A 25,348-nucleotide genomic window follows, 5' to 3' on the forward strand; every position below is an offset into this window, starting at 1 on the left:
CAACCGTTCCACGCGCGCCTTGCTCGCGCTCAGGCCACGGGCGCGCAGCGCCCGCACCATCCGCGGACTGCCGTAGGCGCCACCGCTCTCGGCGTGGATGGCCTGCAGCAGCAGCGTTAACTGCGCATCACTCAGCCCCTGGCGCTGGCCGCCGCGAAGGCCGCCTGGGTGCGCGGTGAGGCCGCCCACAGCTCGGCGGCGACCGCGCAGACGTCGAGCGCGTGATGGACGAAGGGGTGCCAGGGCGGGTCGGGTTCGGCGGTGGTGTCGGCCTTGGCCCAGTAGTGGTTGAGTGTCGTCGTCATCACATGATGCTGCCTCCTCGCGTGGCCATGTGGGCGTGGCGTCGTCGCCGGTGCGTGCGATCATGGCGCAGGCGCGCGGTGCGGGCCAGGTGGGGTGTCGAGAGGTGGTAGAGACGGAGGGCGAGATGGCGTGGCTGTCGATCCTAGTGCTGGTGACCTGGGCCAATGGCGCGCCGGTGGTGGCGCGGCTGGTGTTCGGGCGGCGGGGTTGTCGGGCGCTCGATGGCGGCGCGCGCTGGCGCGACGGGCGGGCGCTGCTCGGGCCGTCGAAGACCTGGCGCGGGGTGGGGACGGCGCTGGCGAGTACGCCCGTAGTGGCCTGGGCGCTGGGGGTCTCCCCCTTGCTCGGGCTGGGGGTGGCCGCGGCGGCGATGACCGGGGACCTGGCGACGAGCTTTCTCAAGCGTCGCCTGGGGGATCGGTCGAGCGCGGCACGACCGGGGCTCGATCAGTTCGCCGAGGCGCTGTTGCCGACGCTGCTCGCGGTAGCGCTGCTGGGGGGCGGTTGGGCGACGGTGGCGGCGGTGGTCGCGGGTTTCACCCTGATCGATCTGGCGCTGACCCCGCTGATCGCGCGGTTGTGGCGGCGCTGGCGACGCTGAGCCGGCGACTCAGCCGGGCTGGAGGGTGTGGATGGTGATCTCGGGCGGGCAGTTGAGCCGGGCGTTGACCACTGAGGTGCCGGCGCCGGCCGAGGTGTAGCCGACGAGCGCGCCGTGGCGCCAGGGGCCGGCGGCGAGCCGGCGCGGGCAGTGGGCGTCCCAGATCAGCGGGATGCCGCCGGGCAGACAGATCTGGCCGCCGTGGGTGTGACCGCTGAGCATCGCGGCGAAGCCGGCGTGGGCGGCCTGGCGATAGATCTCGGGGGTGTGGGAGAGGAGGATCGCGGTCTCGTCCTCGGGGATCGCGCCGGCGACCTTGTCGAGGTTGTGGAGCTGGTAGTAGTGGGCGTCGTCGACCCCGGCGATGTGCAGCCGCGCGCCGTCGCGCTCGAGGGTGACGGTCTCGTTGAGCAGGAAGCGGATGCCCAGGCACTCGAGTTCGGGCACCAGACGCAGGCTGTCGTGGTTGCCGAGTACGGCGTAGATCGGGCCGCTGAGCGCCTCGCCGACCTCGCGCATGCCATCGATCGTCGCGGTGATCGGGCCGAAGGTGCGGGCGCGGTAGTCGCCGGTGAGCACGCAGAGGTCGTAGTCGAGCCGACGGACGGTCTCGACGATGGCGCGGGTGTTCGCTGCGGCCATGTCGACGTGGAGGTCGGTGAGGTGGAGGATGCGCAGCCCGTGGAAGGCCGGCGGTAGTCCGTGCAGCGCCAGCGGGTGCTCGACGATGCGGTGACGACAGGCGTTGCGCCGGGCGCGGCCGTAGAGCCCGCTGAGCCGCAGACAGTGACGGATGACGCTGTGCACCGAGTACCAGTTCTCGGGATAGAAGAAGTGGGCGCCGGGGCGGTTGAGCACGAACACCTCATGGTCGCGCTCGAGCCCCAGGCGCTGGCGCAAATGGGTGCGCCCGAGCCGCGCGCGCAGCCCGTCGAGCGGCGTCCCTAGGGGCGTGGTCGTCGGGATGGCCTGGACGGTGCTGGGGGCGGCGCTTGGCATCGTGGTCTCAGAAGGGGTTGAGACGGGCCTTGCGGGTGAAGTCCATGTAGCCGGCGCTCACCCCCTGGCGCCAGCCGGCGCCGAAGCGGATCGGCGCGAGCACGGTATCGCCCGACTGCAGATAGTTCACCCCGACCCCGCCGACGAAGTAGAGGCTGCCCTCGGCGCCGGGGTAGCGCTGGAACAGCGCATCGGCGTTCGGTAGTCGGTAGACCAGCACGAACACCTTGGCGGCGTTGGCACCGATGTCGAGGCCGATCGAGGGCCCTTGCCAGTAGACCGGGCGGGTGTAGCCGTTTTTCATGTACAGCCGTCCCTTGCCATAGCGCACGCCGATACCGAGTGCGGCGCCGACCTCCTCGCCGGTGATGTAGCCGTTGGGCTCGCCCTGTTCGCGGAAGACCTTGCGCACCACGGTGCCGAGGTTCTCGGCGCCGTCGCCGAAGAAGGTCTCGATGCTGTCGAGGATCTCCTGCTGGCGATAGGTCTGGTCGTCGGCGAGTGCGGGGGGCAGTAGTCCGAGCAGCAGGCCAAGGGTGAGAAGGCGGATCAAGGGACGCATGGTCAACGGGCTCCGGTCGTCGATGGGGGTGTCAGCCTAATTCTGGGCCAATTCGTTGACGATTGGTATGGGGCGGTAATTCCGCGGAGTGGGGCGGGTTTTACTTGCCTTTTCCGAAAGCGCACTAATACTTGACAGCGAAGGTAGGGAATTAGCCGTATCGCTCCGGCATGGAGGCCGACGGCTCATGCCTGACCATCATATTTCTTTTCGTCATGCCCAGAGGAATCGCCCCATGAGCAACGACAATGTGACCTCCATCAGCCCCCTGACCGCCATCATCGTGCTCGCTGCCGCGGTGGGCCCACTGGCGGCCTTGTCGATCGGTAGCAAGGTCGCCGATGAGGAGACCCTGGAACGTGCTCGCGCCGGGCTGCAGAACGCCACCCCGACCGATCGCTTCGCCCAGTACGATGCCCTGCGCAGTCCGTCCTACGCCGCGAACAAGTCGATCAACGACATCACCCAGGGTTCAGGCGTGTTCACCAAGCTGCAGGCGGCGATCGAGGCCGCCGGCGCCGAGGCGATGCTCTCCGAGGAGGGGCCCTATACGGTGTTTGCGCCGAGCAACGAGGCCTTCTCGCGCATCCCCGCCGATCAGCTCCAGGCGCTGCTCTCCGACAAGGAACGGCTCAATCAGGTGATCGCGGCACACGTGGTGCCGGGACGCCTGAGCCCGACCGAGTTGATGCAGATGGAGAGTGCGCCGACGCTCTCGGGTGATCGTATCGCGATCAGCGTGCCGGGGATGATCAAGGTCGGCGAGGCCACCGTCTCGCAGTCGATCGCCGCGCGTAACGGGGTGGTGCACGTGATCGATCGCGTGCTGCTCTGATCCACCCTGGGCCCATCACCGGCCGTGGCGGCGGGTGATGGGATTCGGTTCGACCTGGATGACGAGGCCGCGGCCCTTGGTCGCGGCCTCGTCGTTGGTATCGGGGCGCCGCGCAGAGGGACGCTCATGTCTCGCGCATGGCTTCGGTCGGTAGCATGATTCGCCCAGCGCGCAGTAGTGGCTCGATCGCCGTCGCGGGTTGTGGACGGCTGTAGAGATAGCCCTGGGCGATGTGACAGCCATGGGCGAGGAGGAAGTCACGCTGCAGGGCGTTCTCGACCCCCTCGGCGATCCCTTCGAGTCCGAGGCTGTTACCGAGTCCGGTGATCGCCTTGACGATGGCTGCGGCCTGCTCGTGGCGGGCGGTCTCGGTGGCACCGAGGTCGGCGAGGAAGGAGCGATCGATCTTGATCGCATTGACCGGCAGCCGATTGAGATAGTTGAGCGAGGCATAGCCGGTGCCGAAATCGTCGAGCGCGATCGAGAAGCCACGCGCGCGTAGCGCAGTGAGGATGTCGACGGCGCAGTCGATCGAACGCATGGTGGCGCTCTCAGTGATCTCGAATTCGAGCAGGCGCGGTGGGATGTCCTGTTGTTTGATGATGTCGTCGATGCGCTCGACGAGCGCATCCTGATAAAGCTCGTTGGCCGAGAGATTGACCGCCACCGGTACGGGGTCGAGCCCGGCATCACGCCAACGTGCCAGCTGCTGGCCGGCCTGGCGCAGGACCAGTGGGCCGATCTGCAGGATCAGGCCGGTGGCCTCGGCCACCGGGATGAAGCGCCCCGGTGGGATCCAGCCGTGACGTGGATGGTTCCAGCGCACCAGCGCCTCAAGGCTAAGGATGCGCCCGTTGCGCATGTCGACCCGGGGCTGGTAGTGCAACGAGAGCTGTTCGCGCTCCAGGGCGTGGCGCAGGTCCTGTTCGAGCTGAAACTGTTGGTGCATCTGCTCGTTGAGCGCTGGGGTGAAGAAGCGGTAGGCGCCGCGCCCCTCGGCCTTGGCGGTGTGCAGCGCGGCGTCGGCGTGGCTGATCAGCGCGTCGGTACTACGCGCATCGTCGGGGTGCAGGGCGATGCCGATCGAGGCGCTGATCAGCAGTGAGTGGCCATCGAGTTCGATCGGGGTGTTGAGTGCTTGTTGGATTCGCTCGGCGAGTTCGCCGGAGGCCTGGGCCGAGCGGTCCTGGGTGGCGAGCCAGATGAAATTGTCGCCGCCGAACCGCGCCAGGGTGTCCTCGCCGCCGAGCTGGGCGAGTAGCCGTCGGGCGACCTCGCGCAGTACCTGATCGCCGAGCCGATGGCCGAGCGAGTCGTTGACCTGTTTGAGGTTGTCGAGGTCGATCGAGAGCAGGGCAACGCCTTGGTGGTGCTCGGTGGCGTTGTGTAGCGCCGTCTCGATACGCTGGCGCATCAGCGCTCGGTTGGGTAGGCCGGTGAGCGGATCATAATGGGAGACGAAGGCCAGACGCTTCTCGTCGCTGATGTTGACTAGGCCGCCGTAGTGGCGGCGCAGACCGGGGTGCGCAGGGTCGCTGCAGCACTCGGTGGTGGCGCGCACCCAGCGCAGGCTGCCGTCACGATGACGCAGCCGCAGCTCGCAGGTGATGCTCTTGCCCGGGGGCAGTTCGAGGACGTGTGCGGTGAAGTGGGCTCGGTCGTCCTCGTGGACCAGGAACCCCCAGCAGCCGTGGGCGCGTACCTCCTCGAGGTCGTAGCCGCTGAGCGCGGCGATCGAGTCGGTCATCCACTCGATCTGTGGCGCGCCCTGCTCCGGGCGGAGAATGGAGTAGGCGACATCGGTCATTACCGAGGCGACCTGACGGTAGCGGCTCTCGCTGGCGCGCAGCTCGCGTTGGGCGTGCTGGCGCGCGAGTAGGTTGGAGAGGGTCTCGGCGATCAGTTGCAGGGTCTGGGCCTCGTCGCTGCTCCAGGGTTGGTCCCGGGCGAGGCGTTCGAGTTCGAGTAGTGCCGGTGCCTGGGTGGCGTCGAGAAGGGGCGCGCAGAGCAGCGCGCCGATACCGCGTCGCTCGAGCAGTTGCTGCGCGTGGGCGTCGTCATCGCCTTGAATCGTGGGTGTCGGTAGACGCAGTGGTTGACGTCTCAGAGGGCGTGGGGCGATCCCTGCCGTCAGTGGTGCGGGGCGGCAGGGGGGGGCTGCGGCGACGCCTGGGGCGCGCCACTGCTGGAGACAGCAGGCCAAGGGTGCGCCTGTCGGGTCCTCCTCGAGGCGTGAGAACAGACAACGGTCGGCCTCGAAGAAATAGCCGATGCGCTCCAGTACGGGGCCGAGTGGCGGGGTCTCGTGACGGGCCTCGACGAACAGGGTGGAGAGTTCGGTGAGCAGGGCCTGGAAGCGCAGCTGGCGGCGCAGTGCGCGTTGGGTCTGTTCGCGTTCGGTGACGTCGGTCACCAGCCCCTGGAAGTAGCGCACCTGACCATAGGGGTCATGCACCACACTGGTGTCCTCCTCGACACAGTGCACCGAGCCGTCGGCCCAGATCACCCGATAGCTGAGGTTGAAGACCTCGCCGCTGGCGGTGAGGTAGTCGCTGAATCCTTGTTCGACCCGGGCGCGGTCCTCGGGGTGTACCAGCTCCATGAACGACAGTTCGCCGGACCTGAGGCGTTCGAGCGGATAGCCCCAGCGACGTACGTTCTGAGAGGCGTAGATGATCGGCCAGCCGGGCTCGGGGCGCCAGCGGAAGGCGACGGTGCCGCTGGCATCGACCACCTCGGCGGCGATCGCCAGCCGGGCGTTGGCGTTGAGCAGGGCCTCGCGCTGGGCGATCTGCTCGGTCTGGTCGATGACGCAGCACAGACACTCGCTGCGCTCGCTCTCCGGGACCGGCAGTCGGATCACCACCAAGTCGGCGAGCAGGGTCCGCTCGCGTCCGTGTAGTTCGATCTCGTTGCACCTGGCCTTGCCCTCGCGCAGCGCGCGCTGTAGCGCCGCCTGGAGGAAGGCCTGATGTCTGGGGTGGGCGAGTCGCGTGAAGGGTGTGCCCTCGAGGTGCAGCAGCGCCGTGGCGGCACTGTTGTGCTCGCCGATGGTACCGTCCTCGGCAACCTGTAACGCCGGGATGGGGAGTTCGTAATACAGCCGCATGAAGCGGCTGCGGGCGATCTCGTTGGCGTGTTGGCTCTCGCGCAGGGCCTGCTGCTGGAGTTCGAGCTCGGCATGGTAGATGTGCAGCTCCTCGAGCAATGACTCGAGTTCGAACTGCCCGCGACCGACCTCGCTCAGGGTGGCGTTGAAGTGACCATCACGCAGGATCTGCTTGGCGCGCTCGCGGAGCTGCTGGTCGTTGGTGGTGAGCGCATCCTTGGGCGTCATCCGTTCCTCCTTGAGACACGGGTCCGATGGGGCGGTAGCGAGCGGGGAAAACGAGGGTGGGGGTCGCCACCGTGTGGGCGCGGCTGCTGTGCTCGGGGGAGCAGGTCGGTGGTGATGGTCGGGAGGCAACCGCTGTCCGGGAACGATACCGCCATTGCGCTTTGATTCCTCCAGTGCCCTGTCGGGGGCGCCGTTCGTGGTCGGGCGCCTTGGTCTCGGTATTGCCGCCGGGTGCGCCGATCCCGCGTGGTGTCCTGGATCAGACCGCGTGGCTGGTGGCCTGATCACGGGGCGGGATGCCGGCCATGTCGGCAGCGGACGCAGGTCGGTGGCCTGCGGTTGGTACAACGACATCGGCTCGTCGATCCGAGTCCTGCGCGTGCTCGTGCGGATCGACGAGGGCCAGCTGGCGTTGACGACACCGGGGCTCGGAGCGTCGGTGACGAAAGAGGCGATCGCGCGACCATCGGGGCTGGCCGGTGGTGTCCGATGGCGCGACGATCCTCTCCCGGGGTTGCCCCGAGGCCACGCTCGGCTGGCAGGCGTAAAACGATACCAGATCACTCCATCGGGGCGTAGTTATCATCTGCGTCTGCCAATTTTCCACAGGGTTAGGTCGACTCCTTCACAAAATTGATGAACAGTGGCGCCGGGCGTCGCATCGGTTGGTGGCGGGGGCTGTACAGGCCCTGGCCGAGGCAATCGCTCGGGTGTCCCGGTCACGGACGCTGAGGCTGGGGCTGGGCGTGTTCGCGAGCGTCGTCATCGTGGGGGTGTCGCCGAGGCGATGGGGGCGCACTCGACCCGGTTGCGCCCACGGCGCTTGGCCAGGTAGAGGGCGCGGTCGGCGGCCTCCTGCAAGGTGGCGGCATCGGTGAAGTCGGGGAGGGCGGCGAGCCCGGCGCTGAAGCTGCAGTGAAACTGCTGTCCGCCCGCGCCGACGAAGGTGACCTCGGCGAAGTTCAGACGTAGGGTGTCGAGGACCTGTTGCGCGCGCTCGGCGGTGGCGCCGAGCATCACTACCGCGAACTCCTCGCCGCCATAACGCCCGACGACGTCGGACTCGCGCATGCGTAACCTTAGGCTGCGTCCGAGGGCCATCAGCACCTGATCGCCGATGTTGTGACCATGACCGTCGTTGACCTGCTTGAAGCGATCGATGTCGATCATCGCGAAGCTCAGCGGGGTGTTGCCGCGCAGCGCCGCGGCCACGGCGATCTCGAGGAGCTGGAGGATGGTGTTGTGGTTGAATAGTCCGGTGAGGCTGTCGCGCACCATCAGTGAGCGCAGGGTGCGCATACGCTCGGCGCGCAGCCGGATCTCGGTGACCAGGCGTTGGGGTTCGAGTGGTTTGGTGAGAAAGCCATCGGCTCCGGCCGCGAGCGCCTTGAACTGGCGTGCGGCATCGGTCTCGGAGGAGACGTAGATGATCGGCAGGCTGATATGCCTGGGGACCTGGCGCAACACCTGGGCCAGCTCCAGCCCGGAGCAGCGTGGCATGTAGAGATCGATCAGCACCAGGTCGGCCTTGAAGGTCTCGAGCTGTTGAAGTACCTCGGCGGGGTCGCTGAGGACTCGGGTGACCATACCGGCCTGCTCGAGGATCAGCGCGTGGTATTGCGCCAGGTCGGGATCGTCGTCGACGATGAGGATATGAAAGGGTTCGGCCGGGGTGGTGTCGGTGATCAGATCGAGGATCTCGACCATCTCCACGGTCTTCACCGGCTTGGTGCAATAGGCGCTGCCACCGGCCTGGACGGCGTGCAGCCGGGCGGCGAAGTCCTCGCGATTGGACATGAAGATGGTCGGGACCCGCTGCCCGGTGATGCGGTTGATCTCGACCAGGGTATCGGGTCCGGCGTTGCGCCCCTCGGGGAAGACCACATCGAGGATCACGGCCGCCGGTGGCGCGGTGGTGACCGCCTGGCACAGACGCGTCAGCGAGGTGAAGGGGGTGACCCGGTAGCCGAAGCAGCCGAGCTGCATTGCCAGCGCGCCGGCCATCTCGGGGTCGTCGTCGCAGACGTAGATGCTGTGCTCGCCGCGGCAACTGGCGATGTCGCGGCCACTGCGCTGGGCGGGTAGATCGACCTCGGGGGCACGCTCCTGAGGGAGGCTCGGGGCGTACTCGAATTCGAGCCGTTCGAGCGTCTCGAGCTGTGCGGCGAGCTCGTCGAGCAGCTTGCTGGTGATGGGTGCCTCGCCGTCGAGTACCCGGCTCAGTGACTGTTCGGCGCCGCGTGCGGTGCTCATCACCTCGGGGACACCAAAGGTCGCCCCCGAGCCCTTGAGGGTGTGGAGGATGCGATGGATCTCCTGCAGGTGTGGGGCGTCTTGTTGCCCCGGGGCCAGCTGTGAGAGGTGTTGGCGGAGCTCACGCACTCGGTGGGGGAGCTGGGCGATGAACGAGTTGCGTAGCCGCGCCTTGCGCGCCTGGAGGTTTTGGGGGTCGTGTTGCGTCATGCGCCTGATCTGGACTCGCTGTGCGCCAGGGGTGCCCTCACAGCCGGGCCACCGCCTGCAATAGGGCCTGCTCCAGGGTCTCGTCCTTGTGGATATGGGCGCTGATGTCCCGGTGCTGGTCCGGGGTGCGGCAGAGGTCGTCGCCGCTGAGCAGGATGAAGGGCACCGCGATCCCTAAAGTGCGGATCTCGCGATGGAGTTCCAAGCCGTCGAGACCCGGCATGTGTAGGTCGGAGACCACGCAGGCGATGGTCTCGTCGGCGCGTAAGCGCTCGAGTGCCGCAACGCCGTGCTCGACCAACTCGCAGTGATGGCCGGCCTGCTGCAGGATGGCCGCGCTGAACTCACCGGTTAGGGGATCATCGTCGACGATCAGGATGTGCATGCGGGGTGTCCTCTGTGGCGATGGTCGTGCATCCGCTCTATTCACGCAGCTCGATTGGGTGAGCCGCTCCATGACGACGACCACCATGGTGACGAAGGGGCATTCTCGCGCACTCGGAGGACCGGGAAAAGCCGGGGAAAACCGCACCGCCAGCCCCCCCAGAGGGTGGTGGTGTCACGCCTTGCGGCGTGTCCGCCTGGGGCTGCGCAACACGGCATTCGGGCCGTGACGAGACGACCGGCGGGGAGCGCGGTTGGGTGGGGAGGGCATCGGGGCAGGGGTGTCCCGATGCCGGTGAGTGGAGGTCGGGCGGGCGGGGCGGTGCTCAGGCGCTCAACTGCAGTGCCGGCCCCTCGAGCGCCTCGACCAGGTGGGGGATCTGGGAGAGCGCCGGGGCGCCGTCCATCAGCAAGGCGATCGGGACCACCTCGAAGATCTCCTCGGGCGGTGCTCCGAACTCGAACGCCGAGCGTGCGTGCAGGCGGATGTGATCGTGACGCTGTTCGACCAGGGCGATACCGAGGGCGATGAGTTCACGGACGTGATGTTCGATCGGGCCACGGCCGAGCACGTACTCGCGCCAGGAGTCCTCCCATGAATCCCACATCTCACCCCCGCCACTCGGGCTGGCCTTGAGAAACAGCGCGATCTTGCGCACTTGGCTGAGGGTGCCGAGGTCGGCGCCGAGCCTGCGCGCTGCATCGCTGTGGATGTCGATGCAGCGTCGGCACTGCTTGGCCAGGGCGATGCCGAGGGTGATCAGCTCCTTGCTGACGCGGTCGATACGGCCCTTCTTGGTGCTCTCTTGGGAGAGTTCGCCGATGATCTCGAGGAACTCCTCGAGTCCGTACTCGCGGGCGCGGCTGAGGGACTGGGTGAAGGTATCGGGACTGCGACTGCTCATGACGGTGGGTTCCTGGTGGTCTCGGTCCGGTGTCGGACTCTGGGTGTGGTCGGTCGGGACGAGGCCGACCGTCGCCTCGAAAGCGTGCGCCCGGTCACGTAATGGCTGTCCGCGCGTGCGCCTGTATCGGCTGTGATCTACGCTGCGTCGCCGTTCGGCGGCTGCAACGTGTCCCCGCTGCACGCTAGACCAATGGCGGCGACGAGGGCAAACGCAATCTGTCGATACGCGGCCGGGTTCGTACTTTCAATGGCTTGTTGTCGTCCTCATGGTTGGGGACAGCCCGCGATGGCGGAGTGACAGGCTGTTGTTGAGCGTTGGGCCGGACACTGCGCGTGGAGTTGGCTGGCCCGTCCATGCGGATCGTGGTCGCTGGCGCTGGGTGATCGGCGTTAGGATGCGAACGCGCACCAGTTGCAGACCGGGGGGACCCCTTCATGCACCGCACCAGCGGTATCTTGCTCCATCCGACCTCGCTGCCGAGCCCGTTCGGAATCGGCGACCTGGGGACGGGTGCCTACCGATTCGTCGACTTCCTCGCCGCCGCCGGCCAGGGGCTGTGGCAGATGCTGCCGCTCGGCCCCACCGGTTATCACGACTCGCCCTACCAGTGCACCTCGGCCTTCGCCGGCAACCCGCTACTGATCAGCCCGCAGCGCCTGCTCGAGGCCGGCTGGCTCGACCCCGAGGATCTCGCCACCGTCCCCGATTTCGCCACCGACCGGGTCGAGTACGAGGCCGTCGGCGCCTGGAAGCGAGCCTTGCTCGAACGGGCCTGGCAGGGCTTCGAGGCTCGCGCCACGGCGCCGCAGCGCGCCGCCTACGCCGCCTTCTGCGAGAGCCATCGTGACTGGCTCGAGGACTTCGTGCTCTACAACGGCCTCAAGGGCTTCCACGAGCAGCGCCCCTGGACGCAGTGGGCGCGCGACTACGCCCTGCGCGATCCTGGCGCGCTGGCGCGCTGGGCGGTCGAGCACGGTGAGGTGCTGGCGCTGCAGCGCTTCGTCCAGTTCTGCTTCTTCGAGCAGTGGCAGGCGCTGCGCGATTATGCCCGTGCGCGCGGGGTACGGTTGGTCGGCGACATGCCGATCTTCGTCGCCCACGACTCGAGCGAGGTGTGGACCCACCCGCACTGGTTCGAACTCGACGCCGAGGGCGAGCCGACGGTGGTCGCCGGGGTGCCGCCGGACTATTTCAGTGACACCGGGCAGCGCTGGGGCAACCCGCTCTATCGCTGGTCGGCGCTGGCCGCCGACGACTACGCCTTCTGGGTGGCGCGGCTGCGCCAGGTGCTCGAGCTGGTCGATCTGGTACGGGTCGATCACTTCCGCGGCTTCGCCGGTTACTGGGAGATCCCCGCCGACGAGCCGACCGCGGTCAACGGGCGCTGGGTCGCCGGGCCGGGGATGCAGCTCTTCGGCGTGCTCCACGATGCGCTCGGCGACGAGCCACCACTGATCGCCGAGGACCTTGGGGTGATCACCGAGGACGTCGAGGCGTTGCGTGACGGGTTGGGGCTGCCGGGGATGGCCATCCTCCAGTTCGGCTTCGAGGACGTCCCCGAGGGCTTTGGCCGGTCCTATTTCCTGCCCCATCACCACCGCCGTCGTCAGGCCGTCTACACCGGTACCCACGACAACAACACCCTGCGCGGCTGGTGGGACAGTCGCGACGAGTCGGTACGCCGCCACGCCCGGGTCTATCTCAACACCGACGGCCACGAGATCCACTGGGACTTCATCCGCTGCGCCCTCGGCTCGGTGGCGGAGATGGCGCTGTTTCCGCTGCAGGACGTGCTTGGCCTCGGCGCCGAGGCCTGCATGAACCGCCCCGGCACCGCCGAGGGCAACTGGGAGTGGCGCTTTCGCGAGGAGATGCTCGAGACCGGCAGCGCCGAACGGCTGCGCGCGCTCAGTCGTCTGTTCGGGCGGCTGCCGCACCCCGAGGACTGAGCGCGACGCGCTCAGCGCGCCGGCGCCGGCGTGGCGCCGAGATAGGCGATCCAGCCGGCGTCGGGCTCGCCGCGCTCGACCGCGACGAAGTCGCCGTCGGGCTCACCCTCGGCGTCCCAGCCCTGCCAGTAGACGCTGATCTCACCGAAGCCGGCCTCGGCGAGCAGCTCGCGCAACTCGGGCAGGGTCCACAGCCGCCACTGATAGCTGAAGGCGCGTTCGAGCCACGAGCCGTCGTCGAAGGCGAAGTGGATGTGACACTCCAGCTCGCTGCTGATCGGGTCGAAGTGCGCCTGCTCCCAGATGTAGTCGAAGTCGCCCTGCTCGGGATCGGCGACACGGCGCTCCTCGCGGATCACCCGCGGGGCATCGTAGCCGCCGTAGACATCGAGCAGGAAGACCCCGTCGGGGGCGAGTGCGCGGCGCACCGCGCCGAAGTAGTCGCCGAGCGTCTCGCGGCTGCGCAGCAGCCAGTAGCTGAAGTTCATCGCCACCACCAGGTCGACGGGCGCGGTGGTGGCGTGACGGACGTCGGCTTGGCGCAGCGCCAGCCGCGCGCGCGCCTCGGGCGTGAGCCCGGCGAGGGTGTGGGTGTGCGCCCAATCGAGCACCGCAGCGTCGAGATCGATGCCGAGGGCCTGGTTGTCGGGGCGGCGGCGCACCCAGGCCGCGGCGATCGCAGCGCTGCCGCAGAAGTCCTCGCGCAGCCGTCGCGCCGGGCGGCCGCGCAGGTCGGTGACGAGTTGGTCGAGCAGGTCGATCTCGGCCTCCGGGGCCTGGACGGCGAGTTCGTAGAGACGGTGACGGTCGGCGGTGCTGGCGCGGGTATCGGGCATGGGGGATGATCTGGCTGGGACGGGTCGGGTGATGATGCCCGCTGGGCACGCGAGAAGAAACGGGTTGAAAGCCGTTGGGGTTTCGGTTAAAGTTCACGGCTCAAACGCGCTGCAGCGCAGCCTGCAAGCGTGTTTCCGGAGAGGTGTCCGAGTGGTTTAAGGAGCACGCCTGGAAAGTGTGTATAGGTTAATAGCCTATCGTGGGTTCGAATCCCACCCTCTCCGCCACACAGCAAAAAATACCGCCCTCGAGGCGGTATTTTTTTGTCTGCATATCTGCCTTCCTTGCGATCGACTGACTGGGTTTTCAGCGACCCTGGCCTCAGGGCTTTGCTCGACGATCTCCTCAGGATCCTGTGATCCAGACTCAGGCCCGTGTCCATGCGCATGAGTCGATCATTTTCCTCTCCCGTCCACGCAGGTGTCGCGGGTCAGACGCGGGGCGATCGCATCGACCCCGCCGTATTGTTCAATCCCCTGTGATGGTGCCACCTGCCGCGATGCGTCATGGGCAAGCGCCGCGTCGAACACCTATGCGGCCGCCGCCTTCGCCTTCGGCGGGCTGCCCGAGCTGATCGAGCCGGGGCAACGGCTGACTGGCTGAGCCGGGTGATCTCGACGGACTCGCCGCGCGGGTGCTGGCACGGTCGCGGCTGGCACCCGAGGTGTGTGGCGCGCTGGCCGCGCGCGTGTCGGGATCGCCGCCGGCCATCCTCCCGATGGTGCTGCTGCCGTGTCTGCTCGCGCTCTATGATCGGGTCGAACGATCTGCATACCGTTGAGCGGGGCGGCGCCTCAGCCGCGCGAGGGCCGCGGTGCGAGCAGCCGTCGACCGTCGGCGAGCGCGCCGCGCAGGATACGCCACTGCGGGTTGAGCGAGAGCGCGAACAGGTGGCTGGCGCAGGCCCGCCCCGGGCGGCCCTGGGCGCGGTGCCACTCGGCCTCGCCGACCAGCAGCCGGGCCCGGGCACGGCGCAGCGCGGCCGGGTGCGCGGTGCCGAGTTCGGGGCGGTAGCGCTGGATGATCTGTGCCAGCGCCGCGAGCCGTGCCTCGGTGCGGCTGGTCTCGGCCTCGGCGTGCCGCTCGTAGTCGCAGTAGACACGCGGGCTGAAACCGACCGCCCCGGTGCTGGCCAGGCGCAGCCACAGGTCCCAGCCCTCTGCAGAATGCAGCCCGCTATCGAATCCCTTCGCATTCTGCAACGCATCGCGTCTGGCCACCACCGTCGAGGTGCCGACCACGTTCTCGGCGAACAGCAATGCCGCCGGGTGGGAGAGACGGCGGAAGGTATCGTCGCCCTCGAGCAGCCGCCGGAACCCGGGCCGGAGGCTGAAACAGTCGCCGCGGTCCTCGCCGTCGGTAGCGACATGGCGGTAATTGGTGAAGCTCATCACCAACTCGGGGTCGCGTCGGTGGAAGGCGAGCTGTGCGGCGAGCTTGCCCGGGTACCAGGTGTCGTCGGCATCGAGAAAGGCGATCAGCTCGCCGCGTGCCGCGGCGATGGCGTGGTTGCGTGCGTGCGCCGGCCCCTGGCCGCCGAGGCGGATCGGGCGCAACCAGCGTGCGTGCCGGGCGCGGGCGCACAGCCAGTCCCAGGTGCCGTCCTCGGAGCCGTCGTCGACGACCAGTACCTCGAAGGCGTCGAGTTGCTGGGCGAGGACGCTGTCGAGCGCGCGCGGCAGCTGTTCGAGACAGTCACGGGTAGGGATGATGATCGAGACCTGGGGGAGCTGGGTCGACATGACGTGTCCTCTGGCATTGATGTTGCTCCAAGCCGAGCAGTTCGCATGCCAAACGGAAATGTCTCCACCATGAAGACGATCGCCTATCTCATCCCCGCCTTCCCGGTCCTCTCCGAGACCTTCATCGGCACCGAGATCCGCGCCATGGAGTCGCTCGGCCACCGGGTGGTGCCGATCGCCTTCCGCCGTCATCCGGGCCCGGCCCAGACCAGCGACCAGCGCCTGGCGGTACGCACCTGGTATCTCTCCGACCTCGGTCCGGCCGATGTCGGCGAGGCGCTTGGCGGGATCCGCCCGAGCCTGCTGCGCGGGCTCGGCTTCGTGCTGCGCCAACGCGGGCTGCCGCGCGCCGCGCTGCTCTACAGCGCCGCACGGGTGGCGGCGGTGATGCGCTACGAGGGCTGTACCCACATCCATGCCCACTTCGCTCAGGCCACCACCGCCACGGCGATCGTCGCCGCCCGCTGGCTCGGCATCGGGGTGTCCTTCGTCGGTCACGGCTACGACGTCTACGCTACCCCCGCCGATCTCGCGCTCAAGCTCGACCGGGTGGACTTCGCGGTAGCCGTGTGTGAGGACATGCGCCGCGATTTCGCCGTGCTGGCCCCGTGCGCACGCGTCGGGGTGGTCTACTGCGGGGTCGATCCGCGTACCTTCGCGCCGGTGGTGACCGGCACCCCGGACGCCGAGCGGTTGCTGTTCATCGGCCGGCTGTGCGAGACCAAGGGGGTGGAGGATCTGCTCGAGGCGCTGGCGCTGGTCCCGGCGGCGCACCGCCCCCGGCTCGATCTGGTCGGCGACGGTCCGCTGCGCGAGCCGTTGCGGGCGCTGCGTACCCGGCTCGGGCTGGAGGATTGGGTGGAGTTCCTCGGTGCCCGTCCGGCCGAGTGGCTGGCGCGTCACGGTCCCGGCTACCGGGCGCTGGTCGCGCCCTTCCGTATCGCAGCCAACGGCGATCGCGATACCGGCCCGGTGGTGGTCAAGGAGGCGATGGCGATGGCGCTGCCGGTGATCACCACCAGGCTGATGGGCTGCAAGGAGATGGTGACCGACGAGACCGGCTGGCGGGTGACGCCGGGCGATCGTGCTGCGCTCGCCCGGGCCATCGAGCAGGTGGCGATCTGCTCTTCCGGCCAGCTGGCGGCAATGGGGCAGGCTGGGCGCAGACGGTTGCTGGAGCTGTTCACCGCCGAGCGTCAGGCGCGGGCGCTCTCGGCGCTGATCGAGGCGGTGTGAGATGGCGACCATGCGCACGCCCAGGCATCAGGCACTGATCTACGGGCTCGGACTGGTGGCGCCGGGCTCGATGCCGGTCGGGCTGAGGCCGAGCGAGGCGCCGTTCCGCTTCGCCGGTGAGATCGAGGGCGCGGCGCCACACCGGCTCGGCACCGAGACCCCGGGGTTGGCGATCCGGCTCGAACTGCTCGACACCAGCGTGCGCCAGCGCCGCGCGCTCGAGGCCCTGTTCGGGGTGCCGGTGCTCAGCCGCATCCCACCACTCAAGCCGTATGGCGTCGAAGGCATCTCGGCGGACCGCGCGGTCGATCATCTGCTCGCGGAGGAATCCCGATGACCACCATCGTTCATGTCGTGCAGCACCTGCGTCCCGGGGGGCTGGAGAACATGGTGCTGGAGCAGGCGCGTCACGGCGCCGCCTCCGAGCGCCACCTGGTGGTGAGCCTGGAGGGCGAGGGCACGGCGGCGGTCGCCGCCTGGCCGCGGTTGCAGACCCATGTCGATCGGTTGCGCTTCCTCGCCAAGCCCGCCGGCTGGACGCCAGCGCTGGTCCCGCGTCTGGCGCGCCTGCTGCGCGCCGAGGGCGCGGTGGCGGTGCACACCCATCACCTCGGCCCGCTGATCTATGGGGGGCTGGCCGCGCGCCTGGCCGGGGTGCGCCATCTGGTGCACACCGAACACGACGCCTGGCACCTGGAGGGTGTGCGCCGACGCTGTCTGCAGTGGGCGACGCTGGCGTTGACCCGGCCGCGGCTGGTCGCCGATGCCGAGCACGTCGCCGCGCGCATCCGCGCGCGCCTACCGGGCTGGCGGCCCTGGGTGGTCCTCAATGGCGTCGATACCGATCACTTCGTGCCCGGTGATCGCGCCCTGGCGCGCGAACAGCTCGATCTCCCGCGCGAGGTGCGGCTGATCGGCTGCGTCGCACGATTGCACCCGGTCAAGGGGCAGCGGCTGCTGATCGAGGCGCTGCTTGGGCTCGACACGAGCACCCATCTGGCGCTCGCCGGCAGCGGCCCCGAGGAGGGCGCGTTACGCCGGCTGGTTGCCCGGCTGGGGCTGGCCAAACGCGTGCACTTCATGGGCTGGGTTGATGCTATGCCGACCTTCTACCAAGCGCTCGACCTGTTCTGCCTGCCCGCGCTGGCCGAAGGGCTGCGGCTGGCGCCGCTGGAGGCCCAGGCCTGCGGTATCCCGGTGGTGGTCACCGCCGCCGGCAGCGTCGCCGAGACCGCCTGCCCCGACACCGCCCGGGTGGTGCCGCCGGGCGACGTCGCGGCGCTGAGTACGGCGCTAGCGGTGCAACTCGCGGGCATCGCACGTGCCCTGCCGTCCGACCCGCGCCCCTATGTCCTCGCCCGTGCCGAGGTGCGGGCGATGGCCGCGGCCTATGCCGCCCTCCGTCAACCCGTTGCGAGGTGACCCCGATGTGGGCCAGCACGGCTCGCCGTGCTCACCCTGAGCCGTCGTGATCCTGGTGGTCTACCATCATTTCGGTTATCCGCTGCTGCTGTGCTGGCTGGCCGCGTGTCGGCGGGGGCCTGGCGCGCAGCGCGCGATGACGCGAGGTTGCCGGCGGTGGTGATCCAGGACCGGGGGGATTTCACTGACCTGGGTGTTGTGCGATGACCTCGATACCCAGGTCCTGCTCGCCGGTCTCGATGCGCGCGCTCCGGGTTGGCAGGACCGTTCTCATTTCGACGGGCGTCGACACAGCGCTTATCGCGACAACGCCCGATTGTTGGCCAAGTACCCCGGCCACCTTCGCTGCGTCTTCGTGTGCAACCCTTGGGATCTGGCCCTGTCCTGGTACACTGCGCTGGCTCGCACCACCCCGACGAGACCTGGGCGACGGCGCGCTCCTCGGCCCCCCGGCCTCAAGCAGTCCCTGCGCCGTACACTGGTCCCGCACGCCCCTGGTGAGTGGTTCGCCTGGGCCAGGCGAAGGGGTGCGGTTACCGCCTCATGATCGGTCGTTCCCGGAGCGATTATCTGACCGATCAACGGGGCCGGCTGCAGATCGATTTCCTTGCCCGCTTCGAGCACTATCAGGAGGACCTGGCCGCACCGTGCGACCATCTCGGTCTTGCGCCCCCGGCGCCCGAACACCTCAACCGTTCCCGGCATGGCCGGCTCGACTATCGGGAGTTCTATGACATACAAAGCCGCGATTGGGTCGCGCGTCGTTTCCGCCGCGACATCGACCTCTTCGGCCACCGCTTCTGAGCACAGCCGTCGTCACCGGCGCCGTCGTGGCTGGGGACTGCTGCTGGCCTGGTTGATGGTGCCGCTGGCGGCCTCGGCCGCGCCACCGGCGGAGTTGAGCTTCGGTATCGTCCCGCAGCAATCGGCGAGCAAGCTGGCACGGGTGTGGGTGCCGCTGCTCGAGGCCATCGGCGAGCAGGCCGGGGTGCGGCTGCGTTTCCAGACGGCCACCGACATCCCCACCTTCGAGCGTCGTCTGGCCCAGGGCGAGTATGACCTCGCCTACATGAATCCCTATCATTACACGGTGTTCGCCCGTGACCCCGGCTATCGTGCCCTGGTCCATGCCGACACCCGGTTGCGTGGGGTGCTGGTGGTACGCGCCGACAGTCCGCTGCGCGATGTCCATGAACTGCAGGACGCGACCCTGGCCTTTCCGGCCCCGGCGGCCTTCGCCGCGAGCGTGCTCATCCGCGCCGAACTCGCCCAGCTCGGCATCGCCTTCACCCCGCGTTATGTCGCCTCGCACGACTCGGTCTATCGGACCGTCAGTGTCGGCCTCTACCCAGCCGGCGGCGGGGTGGTGCGCACCCTCGAGGCGCTCACCCCGGCGCGGCGTGCCGAGCTGCGGGTGGTGATGACCACTCAGGGTTATACCCCGCACGCCTTCGCCGCCCATCCTCGGGTCGAGCAGGCGATGCGCGAGCGGGTGACCGAGGCGATGCTCGGGCTCGCCGCAGATCCGGGAGGGCGGGCCCTGATCGATGTGCTCGGGATACCGGGCTTCGTCCGCGCCACCGATGCCGACTGGGACGACGTGCGCGCCCTCGGCATCGATCTGCTCGACGATCTGCAGCGCGAGACACCGTGAGCTTCCGGCTCAAGACCATCCTCGGCATCGCCCTGATCGAGGCCGTGTTGCTCGCCCTGTTGGTGTTCAGCGCGCTGCGCTGGTTGCAGGACTCCAACGAAGCGCAGCTGCTCCAGCGCGCCTCCACCGCCGCCCATCTGGTCGCCACCAACGCCAAGGACGCGGTGCTGGCCACCGATCTCGCCGCCCTCGAGAGCCTGCTCGCCGAGGTGCTGACCAACGCCGATATCGTCTATGCGCGGGTGCGTGATCGTGATGGCCTGATCCTCGCCGAGGCCGGCGCGGCGAGCGCGTTGGAACGGCGCTTCATGGAGGACCAGGATCCCACCCGGGCCAGCGACGGGGTGTTCGACACCCTGGCCGAGATCCATGCCGGCGGGGCCTATTTCGGTCGCATCGAACTCGGCGTCTCGGTCGAGTCCTTCCTCTCACTGCTGCGCTCGGCGCGCTCCGGGGCGATCGGTATCGCGCTGCTCGAGATGGTGCTGGTGGCGCTGTTCTCGTTGCTGCTCGGGACCTATCTCAGTCGTCAGTTGCTGCGTCTGCGCGATGCCTCCAATCGCATCGCTCAGGAGGGCCCAGGGGTGCGGATCCCCCAGCGTGGCAACGATGAGATCGGTCAGGCGATCCGCGCCTTCAACCTGATGTCCTCGCGTCTGGCCATCACCTATGCCGACCTCAACGATGCGCTCGGCGCCGCCCAGCGGCTCGCCGAGCGTATCCGCAGCAGCGAGGCGCAGAAGGCGGCGCTGCTCGATGCGGCGCTCGATGCCATCGTCACCATCGACATCGACGGTCGAGTGGTCGACTTCAACGCCTCTGCCGAGCAGATCTTCGGCCATTCGCGAGAAGAGGCACGAGGTCAGCGCCTCGAGCAGCTGATGATCCCCGAACGCTATCGGGCGGCTCACCGTCGCGGTATGGAGCGGTTTCGTGCCGAAGGGGTTGGGCCGGCGCTCGGTCAGCGCCTGGAGATGTCGGCGATGCACAAGGCGGGGCGCGAGTTCCCGATCGAGATCGCCATCACCGAGATCGAGGCCGATGAGACGGTCTATTTCACCGCCTTCATGCGTGACATCAGTGAGCGGCGCCGCACCGAGGAGGAGTTGCGCCTGGCCGCCCAAGCGTTCGAGGCCCAGGAGGCGATCTGCGTCACCGACGCCGAGAGCCGCATCCTGCGCGTCAATCGCGCCTTCACTGCGATCACCGGCTATGCCGCGCACGAGGCCGTTGGTCAGACCCCGCGGCTGCTCAAGTCCGGGCGTCAGTCACGCCGCTTCTATCAGGAGATGTGGGAGCGGCTGTTACGTGACGGTCACTGGGAGGGCGAGATCGAGAACAGGCGCAAGGACGGAGAGATCTTCCCCGAGTGGTTGAGCATCAGCGCGGTGCGTGATCAGCACGGCAAGACCACCAATTATGTCGCCCATTTCATCGATATCAGCGAGCGCAAGCGTAGCGAGGCGGCATTGATCGAGGCCCGGGCCCGTGCCGAACAGGCCAGCGAGGCCAAGTCACGCTTCCTCGCCACCATGAGCCATGAGATCCGTACCCCGCTCAACGCCATCCTCAACATGAACGAGCTGCTGCTCGACAGCGGTCTCGACCCCGAACAGGCGGCCCACGCGCGGGTGGCCGGCGAGGCCGGGCGCGCGCTGCTGTCGGTGGTCGACAGTATCCTCGACTTCTCCAAGATCGAGGCCGGACGGATGGAGACCCGGCCCGAGCCCTGTGCCCTCGAGCCCCTGCTCGAGGGGGTGCTGGGGCTGTTTGCCGCGCGGGCCTTCGCCAAGGGCGTGGAGCTGGTGTTGACCCTCGACCCGCAACTGCCGCAGCAGCTCGACCTCGATCCCGGCCAGCTACGCCAGATCCTGCTCAACCTGCTCGGCAACGCACTCAAGTTCACCGAGCACGGCGCCATCGAACTGCGCGCCGAGGTGCTCGGCGGCGGACCCGATCAACGCCTGCTGATCGAGGTGGTCGACACCGGTATCGGTATCGCCCGCGAGCGCCTGCCCGAGCTGTTCAACGAGTTCGTCCAGGTCGATGACTCGCGTCAGCGCCGCTATGGCGGGACCGGGCTGGGGTTGGCGATTTGTCGTGGATTGGCGCGGATCATGGGCGGCGAGATCGGTTGTGCGAGCGAGCCTGGTGCCGGTTCGCACTTCTGGGTGCGATTGCCGTTGTGTCCACGCCTCCCGGCCGATGATCGTCGTCAACGTCTGGCGCAGCTGGCCGCTGGCTGGCGCGTTCGGGTGTGGGGCGCCAGCGCGCCGCTCGCCGCCGGGCTGGTGCGCCAGTTGCGACTGCTCGGGGTCGAGGCTGCGGTCGAGGTCGATGGCGAGGCGTCGTGGCTCGAAGCGGCCGTCGCCGTTCCCGCGCGGCTGCAACTACTCCCGGCATCGGGGCACGAGGCACCGGCGCACGAGATCCCGCTCTACCGTGATCCTGTCGATGCCACGGCGGCAGGTGCCGCTCCCGGTGCCGCCACCCTGCCGCTGATGCCGCGTGCCCTGTGTCGGTTGCTCGCCACCGCGCTCGGCGCACCCGAGGCCTTTGCCGACGAGACCTTGTCCTCGGCACCGGGCGCGGCGGTGATCGCCTCCAGCCCGACGTCGGCGGCGGCACCGATCCTCCTAGTCGAGGACAGCGAGGCCAACCGCCAGGTGGCGCTGGCGATCCTCGTGCGCGCCGGCTACCGGGTCGATACCGCCACCGACGGTCATCAGGCGCTCGCCGCGCTGCGTGCGCGGTCCTATGCGCTGGTATTGATGGACGTGTCGATGCCGGGGATGGACGGCCTGGAGGCGACCCGAGCGATCCGCGCGCTGCCCAACGAGCGCGCCCGGGTTCCGATCGTGGCGATGACCGCAGGCGCCTTTAGCGAGGACCGCGAGCGCTGTCTCGATGCCGGCATGGACGACTATCTCAGCAAGCCGGTGGTGCGCGCCGAGCTGTTCGCCGCCCTTGCGCGCTGGCTCGGCGATGGTCGTATTCGTCCCGCGCCCGAGGCGGCCGATAGCGTGGTGCTCGATGCGACCGTCCTCGATGAACTCGCCGAGGATGTCGGCGAGGCGTTCCTCACCAGCATGCTACAGACCTTCCAGGTCGAGACCCGGCGGCGGGTGGCGCGCATTGAACAGGCCTGGGAGGCCGGCGAGATCGCCCAGCTCGAGCACGAGGCCCATACCCTCAAGGGTGCCTCCGGCACCTTCGGCGCGCGTGTGCTGCAGGCGCTCGCCCTCGACTGCGAACAGGCCGCTCGGGCCCAGGACCACGACCGTCTGGCACCGTTGATCGCACGGCTGCGCGAGTGCGCCGAGCAGGCGTTGGGTGCGCTCGCACAGCGTCTTGCCGGGGATGAAGACGGTCGGCGCGACCCTGCTCGGGACTGAACTCGCCCTCGACGGCGCCGCGCGACGACCGCGCCCAGGCGCTGCTCGAACCGTCGGACGGCGCGGCGGATGAAGCCGCCGCGCACGATCCCTATATCTGAGGCTCGGACATCGGAGAGGCGATCGCCCCGCCCCCGCGCGGGGGCGGTCGCCGGCGCGCCAACGGACCAGGACGCCCGCCATGGAGCAGACACCCCCCAGCATCCTGATCGTCGAGGACAGTCAGGTCCTGCGCGAGGTCTACAGCGGCTACCTCGCCACCGAACCCTACCGCGTCGCGGCCGTCGAGACCGGCGCCGAGGCGCTCGCCGCGCTGGCCCGGCACCCGCCGCACGCGCTGTTGCTCGACCTGCGCCTGCCCGACATGGACGGCATGGAGATCCTCCGTCACGTCGGCGCGCAGCGGCTGCCGACGGCGGTGGTGATCATCACCGGGCACGGCTCGGTCGACCTTGCCGTCGACGCCATGCGCGAGGGCGCCTTCGACTTCATCGAGAAGCCCTTCAATGCCCGGCGCCTGCGCGTCACCCTGCGCAACGCGCTCGAGCGCCAGCGTCTCTCCAGCCTGCTCGACTCCATCCAGGAGACCTTCGACCGCGACCGCTACCACGGCTTCATCGGCGCCTCGCTGGCGATGCAGGCCGTCTACCGGGTGATCGACAGCGCCGCGGCGAGCAAGGCCACCATCTTCATCACCGGCGAGAGCGGCACCGGCAAGGAGGTCTGCGCCGAGGCCATCCATCGCCAGGGACCGCGCCGCGAGGCGCCCTTCATCGCCCTCAACTGCGGCGCCATCCCGCACGACCTGATCGAGTCGGAGATCTTCGGTCACGTGCGCGGCGCCTTCACCGGCGCGGCGCGCGACCGCGTCGGCGCCGCCGGACAGGCAGACGGCGGCACCCTGTTCCTCGACGAGATCGGCGAGATGGACCTCGATCTGCAGACCAAGCTGCTGCGCTTCGTCCAGACCGGCAGCTTCCAGCGCGTCGGCTCCACCCGCCAGGAGGCGGTCGACGTACGCTTCGTCTGCGCCACCAACCGCGACCCGCTCAAGGAGGTCGCCGCCGGGCGCTTCCGCGAGGACCTCTACTACCGTCTCCACGTCATCCCCATCGAACTGCCGCCGCTGCGCGCCCGCCAGGACGACATCCTGCTGCTCGCCGAGCACTTCCTCCAGGGCTTCGCCGCCGAGGAGGGCAAGGCGTTCCAGCGCTTTGCCCCGGCCACCGCCGCGCTGCTGCGCGACTACGACTGGCCGGGCAACGTCCGCCAGCTACAGAACGTCATCCGCAACGTCGTCGTGCTCCACCAGGGCGAGACCGTCGACCCCGAGATGCTGCCGCCGCCGCTCTCCGAACACCTCATCACCCCATCACGCGCCACCCCCACCGAACCCGCCCAACCGACGCCCGCCGCCGCTGCCCCCCCCACCACGCCCGACCCCGGCATCCAACCCCTGTGGCGCGTCGAACGCGAGGCCATCGAACGCGCCATCGCCCACTGCGACGGCAACATCCCCCGCGCCGCCGCCCTCCTCGAAGTCAGCCCGTCGACGCTGTATCGGAAGCGGCAGGCTTGGCAGAGTGGGGAGGGGTAGTGGTATGTGTTGTAATTGCTGCGTCCCGTGTGATCATATCGCCCACCGAAGCGATCCTTTGTTCCGAGCCCGCGAGGTATTGGAGCTTCTGATTCACGAAGCCACCGCTCGCGCAACAGTCCACAGCCCGGGGGCCTGATCGTCGATGGACATCCGCTTGCACAAGAATGCTCGCACCACCCCGGCGAGTAGCGCCATCGTTCGGCAGATCGAGGCGTAGGACCGGTGCCGCTATCTCTTCGCCGCCATCGACTGCGCTACCCGCTGGGTCTATGTCGAGATCCTCGACGACAAGTCAGCAGCCTCGGCCAGTGGCTTTCTCGTGCGCTTGATCGCCAAGGCTCCGTTCGCCCTCTCCAAGATCCTCACCGATAACGGCAAGGAATTCACCGACCGTTTCTGCGCCACCGGCGAGCGTGCCCCGACCGGACTGCATCGCTTCGATCAGCTCTGTGCCCAGCACGCCATCGAGCATCGTCTGATCAAACCCAGAACCCCGCAGAACAACGGCCTGGTCGAGCGCTTCAACGGGCGCATCGCCGAGGTGCTGGCCACCACACGCTTCGACTCCGCCCTGAGTCTGGAACAGACCATCACCCGCTACGTCCAGGTCTACAACCAGCATATCCCTCAGAAAGCGCTCGGGCATATCACTCCGATTCAAGCGCTCAAGGAATGGGCGCAGAAACGCCCGGAGCTATTCAATAAGCGGGTTTACAATCTCAGGGGACTTGACAGTTACTAATTCGGCATGATGCGGCGTTTAGCACGGGCGCGGCGTCTATACGCGTGCAGCGCCTCGGTGACGGGTGGCACCTTCTGTGGTGTGAACTGGACGCGCACCAGCCTAGGGAGACCGTCGACCGGCCTGAACGGCTCTGAGCCGTCCATGAGGCCAGACTGGATAAGCATGTCCCGTTCGTCCACGGTTACCGAGATAGTCTGTGTGGCTTCCGCCGTCGGTGCTTCGGCACTCACCGCACCACCTTTGCAGTGAACACTCATCCTAGATTCTCCCTCGTGGCCAATCTGCTTGGTATGTAGTCTGCCTGGGGGAATTCTACGACTACAGCCGCATATCTTCACGGCGGCCGAACCCCGCGTGCTCGATAGTGACAGGC

Annotated in this window: 19 protein-coding genes, 1 tRNA gene and 2 pseudogenes; 12 read left to right on the plus strand and 10 right to left on the minus strand. The window is 68.4% G+C overall.

The window, feature by feature from the left end:
* Positions 1-156, minus strand: a pseudogene (locus HF203_RS10890) (helix-turn-helix domain-containing protein); the annotation flags it as partial.
* A complete protein-coding gene (locus tag HF203_RS10895; RefSeq protein ID WP_168669579.1) occupies positions 132-305 on the minus strand; it encodes an HD domain-containing protein in 174 nt (57 codons plus the stop codon). The gene HF203_RS10895 and the pseudogene HF203_RS10890, both read right to left, overlap by 25 nt.
* A 125-nt stretch (positions 306-430) precedes the next feature.
* On the opposite strand from HF203_RS10895, the gene HF203_RS10900 reads away from it, so the two are divergent.
* Positions 431-907 (plus strand): cytidylyltransferase family protein, encoded by a 477-nt coding sequence (locus HF203_RS10900; RefSeq protein WP_168669580.1) that lies wholly within the window; start codon positions 431-433, stop codon positions 905-907.
* Between the two features lie 9 nt (positions 908-916).
* Here HF203_RS10900 and HF203_RS10905 read toward each other — a convergent pair whose 3' ends face one another.
* A complete protein-coding gene (locus HF203_RS10905; protein ID WP_210424738.1) occupies positions 917-1,906 on the minus strand; it encodes a metallophosphoesterase in 990 nt (329 codons plus the stop codon).
* Between the two features lie 7 nt (positions 1,907-1,913).
* Positions 1,914-2,468 (minus strand): DUF1134 domain-containing protein, encoded by a 555-nt coding sequence (locus tag HF203_RS10910; protein ID WP_168669582.1) that lies wholly within the window; start codon positions 2,466-2,468, stop codon positions 1,914-1,916.
* 235 nt (positions 2,469-2,703) lie between these two features.
* Here HF203_RS10910 and HF203_RS10915 point away from each other — a divergent pair, with 235 nt between their 5' ends.
* Positions 2,704-3,303, plus strand: coding sequence for a fasciclin domain-containing protein (locus HF203_RS10915; RefSeq protein ID WP_168669584.1), 600 nt, complete (start codon positions 2,704-2,706; stop codon positions 3,301-3,303).
* Between the two features lie 124 nt (positions 3,304-3,427).
* Here the strand turns inward: HF203_RS10915 and HF203_RS10920 are convergent, their stop codons facing one another.
* The 4 genes from HF203_RS10920 to HF203_RS10935 form a co-directional block, all read right to left on the minus strand.
* Positions 3,428-6,640, minus strand: a complete 3,213-nt coding sequence (locus HF203_RS10920) for an EAL domain-containing protein (protein WP_168669586.1) — start codon at positions 6,638-6,640, stop codon at positions 3,428-3,430.
* A 762-nt stretch (positions 6,641-7,402) separates the two neighbouring features.
* The gene (locus tag HF203_RS10925) at positions 7,403-9,103 is read right to left on the minus strand and encodes a GGDEF domain-containing protein (protein ID WP_168669588.1); all 1,701 of its coding nucleotides are present in this window, start codon (positions 9,101-9,103) and stop codon (positions 7,403-7,405) included.
* Positions 9,104-9,140: 37 nt separating this feature from the next.
* Entirely contained in the window at positions 9,141-9,488 is a 348-nt protein-coding gene (locus HF203_RS10930) for a response regulator (RefSeq protein ID WP_168669590.1), read from the minus strand.
* A gap of 325 nt (positions 9,489-9,813) precedes the next feature.
* Positions 9,814-10,392 (minus strand): carboxymuconolactone decarboxylase family protein, encoded by a 579-nt coding sequence (locus HF203_RS10935; protein WP_168669592.1) that lies wholly within the window; start codon positions 10,390-10,392, stop codon positions 9,814-9,816.
* A gap of 437 nt (positions 10,393-10,829) precedes the next feature.
* Between HF203_RS10935 and malQ the strand changes: the two genes are divergently transcribed.
* Positions 10,830-12,344, plus strand: coding sequence for a 4-alpha-glucanotransferase (malQ, locus tag HF203_RS10940; RefSeq protein ID WP_168669594.1), 1,515 nt, complete (start codon positions 10,830-10,832; stop codon positions 12,342-12,344).
* Between the two features lie 11 nt (positions 12,345-12,355).
* Here the strand turns inward: malQ and HF203_RS10945 are convergent, their stop codons facing one another.
* Positions 12,356-13,180, minus strand: coding sequence for a class I SAM-dependent methyltransferase (locus HF203_RS10945; protein WP_168669596.1), 825 nt, complete (start codon positions 13,178-13,180; stop codon positions 12,356-12,358).
* A gap of 137 nt (positions 13,181-13,317) precedes the next feature.
* Here HF203_RS10945 and HF203_RS10950 point away from each other — a divergent pair.
* Positions 13,318-13,408 (plus strand) — tRNA-Ser (locus tag HF203_RS10950).
* A 567-nt stretch (positions 13,409-13,975) separates the two neighbouring features.
* Here HF203_RS10950 and HF203_RS10955 read toward each other — a convergent pair.
* Complete coding sequence (locus HF203_RS10955) at positions 13,976-14,923, minus strand: glycosyltransferase family 2 protein (protein ID WP_168669598.1); 948 nt, start codon at positions 14,921-14,923, stop codon at positions 13,976-13,978.
* Between the two features lie 69 nt (positions 14,924-14,992).
* On the opposite strand from HF203_RS10955, the gene HF203_RS10960 reads away from it, so the two are divergent.
* From HF203_RS10960 to HF203_RS10995, 8 genes and pseudogenes are all read left to right on the plus strand, one after another.
* The gene (locus tag HF203_RS10960; protein ID WP_168669600.1) at positions 14,993-16,159 is read left to right on the plus strand and encodes a glycosyltransferase family 4 protein; all 1,167 of its coding nucleotides are present in this window, start codon (positions 14,993-14,995) and stop codon (positions 16,157-16,159) included.
* A gap of 1 nt (position 16,160) precedes the next feature.
* Complete coding sequence (locus HF203_RS10965) at positions 16,161-16,496, plus strand: hypothetical protein (RefSeq protein WP_168669602.1); 336 nt, start codon at positions 16,161-16,163, stop codon at positions 16,494-16,496.
* Positions 16,493-17,581, plus strand: coding sequence for a glycosyltransferase (locus HF203_RS10970; protein WP_168669604.1), 1,089 nt, complete (start codon positions 16,493-16,495; stop codon positions 17,579-17,581). Before HF203_RS10965 ends, HF203_RS10970 begins: the two co-directional genes overlap by 4 nt.
* A gap of 543 nt (positions 17,582-18,124) precedes the next feature.
* Complete coding sequence (locus HF203_RS10975) at positions 18,125-18,385, plus strand: hypothetical protein (RefSeq protein WP_168669606.1); 261 nt, start codon at positions 18,125-18,127, stop codon at positions 18,383-18,385.
* Positions 18,386-18,440: 55 nt separating this feature from the next.
* A complete protein-coding gene (locus HF203_RS10980) occupies positions 18,441-19,235 on the plus strand; it encodes a phosphate/phosphite/phosphonate ABC transporter substrate-binding protein (RefSeq protein ID WP_246221744.1) in 795 nt (264 codons plus the stop codon).
* The gene (locus HF203_RS10985) at positions 19,232-22,630 is read left to right on the plus strand and encodes a PAS domain S-box protein (protein ID WP_168669608.1); all 3,399 of its coding nucleotides are present in this window, start codon (positions 19,232-19,234) and stop codon (positions 22,628-22,630) included. The genes HF203_RS10980 and HF203_RS10985 overlap by 4 nt, the downstream gene beginning before the upstream one ends.
* 181 nt (positions 22,631-22,811) lie before the next feature.
* Positions 22,812-24,227 (plus strand): sigma-54-dependent transcriptional regulator, encoded by a 1,416-nt coding sequence (locus HF203_RS10990; protein WP_168669610.1) that lies wholly within the window; start codon positions 22,812-22,814, stop codon positions 24,225-24,227.
* Positions 24,228-24,456: 229 nt separating this feature from the next.
* Positions 24,457-24,972: pseudogene (locus HF203_RS10995) on the plus strand (integrase core domain-containing protein); the annotation flags it as partial.
* Positions 24,973-25,348 lie beyond the last annotated feature (376 nt).

Origin of the sequence: Marichromatium bheemlicum (genome assembly GCF_012276755.1) — a bacterium.
In the GTDB taxonomy this organism is placed as follows: domain Bacteria; phylum Pseudomonadota; class Gammaproteobacteria; order Chromatiales; family Chromatiaceae; genus Marichromatium; species Marichromatium bheemlicum.

Excerpts from the sequence above, each read along its gene's own strand:
- HF203_RS10895 (WP_168669579.1), bottom strand. The coding sequence starts at position 305 with ATGACGACGACACTCAACCACTACTGGGCCAAGGCCGACACCACCGCC.
- HF203_RS10900 (WP_168669580.1), top strand. The coding sequence starts at position 431 with ATGGCGTGGCTGTCGATCCTAGTGCTGGTGACCTGGGCCAATGGCGCG.
- HF203_RS10905 (WP_210424738.1), bottom strand. The coding sequence starts at position 1,906 with ATGCCAAGCGCCGCCCCCAGCACCGTCCAGGCCATCCCGACGACCACG.
- HF203_RS10910 (WP_168669582.1), bottom strand. The coding sequence starts at position 2,468 with ATGCGTCCCTTGATCCGCCTTCTCACCCTTGGCCTGCTGCTCGGACTA.
- HF203_RS10915 (WP_168669584.1), top strand. The coding sequence starts at position 2,704 with ATGAGCAACGACAATGTGACCTCCATCAGCCCCCTGACCGCCATCATC.
- HF203_RS10920 (WP_168669586.1), bottom strand. The coding sequence starts at position 6,640 with ATGACGCCCAAGGATGCGCTCACCACCAACGACCAGCAGCTCCGCGAG.
- HF203_RS10925 (WP_168669588.1), bottom strand. The coding sequence starts at position 9,103 with ATGACGCAACACGACCCCCAAAACCTCCAGGCGCGCAAGGCGCGGCTA.
- HF203_RS10930 (WP_168669590.1), bottom strand. The coding sequence starts at position 9,488 with ATGCACATCCTGATCGTCGACGATGATCCCCTAACCGGTGAGTTCAGC.
- HF203_RS10935 (WP_168669592.1), bottom strand. The coding sequence starts at position 10,392 with ATGAGCAGTCGCAGTCCCGATACCTTCACCCAGTCCCTCAGCCGCGCC.
- malQ (WP_168669594.1), top strand. The coding sequence starts at position 10,830 with ATGCACCGCACCAGCGGTATCTTGCTCCATCCGACCTCGCTGCCGAGC.
- HF203_RS10945 (WP_168669596.1), bottom strand. The coding sequence starts at position 13,180 with ATGCCCGATACCCGCGCCAGCACCGCCGACCGTCACCGTCTCTACGAA.
- HF203_RS10955 (WP_168669598.1), bottom strand. The coding sequence starts at position 14,923 with ATGTCGACCCAGCTCCCCCAGGTCTCGATCATCATCCCTACCCGTGAC.
- HF203_RS10960 (WP_168669600.1), top strand. The coding sequence starts at position 14,993 with ATGAAGACGATCGCCTATCTCATCCCCGCCTTCCCGGTCCTCTCCGAG.
- HF203_RS10965 (WP_168669602.1), top strand. The coding sequence starts at position 16,161 with ATGGCGACCATGCGCACGCCCAGGCATCAGGCACTGATCTACGGGCTC.
- HF203_RS10970 (WP_168669604.1), top strand. The coding sequence starts at position 16,493 with ATGACCACCATCGTTCATGTCGTGCAGCACCTGCGTCCCGGGGGGCTG.
- HF203_RS10975 (WP_168669606.1), top strand. The coding sequence starts at position 18,125 with ATGATCGGTCGTTCCCGGAGCGATTATCTGACCGATCAACGGGGCCGG.
- HF203_RS10980 (WP_246221744.1), top strand. The coding sequence starts at position 18,441 with ATGGTGCCGCTGGCGGCCTCGGCCGCGCCACCGGCGGAGTTGAGCTTC.
- HF203_RS10990 (WP_168669610.1), top strand. The coding sequence starts at position 22,812 with ATGGAGCAGACACCCCCCAGCATCCTGATCGTCGAGGACAGTCAGGTC.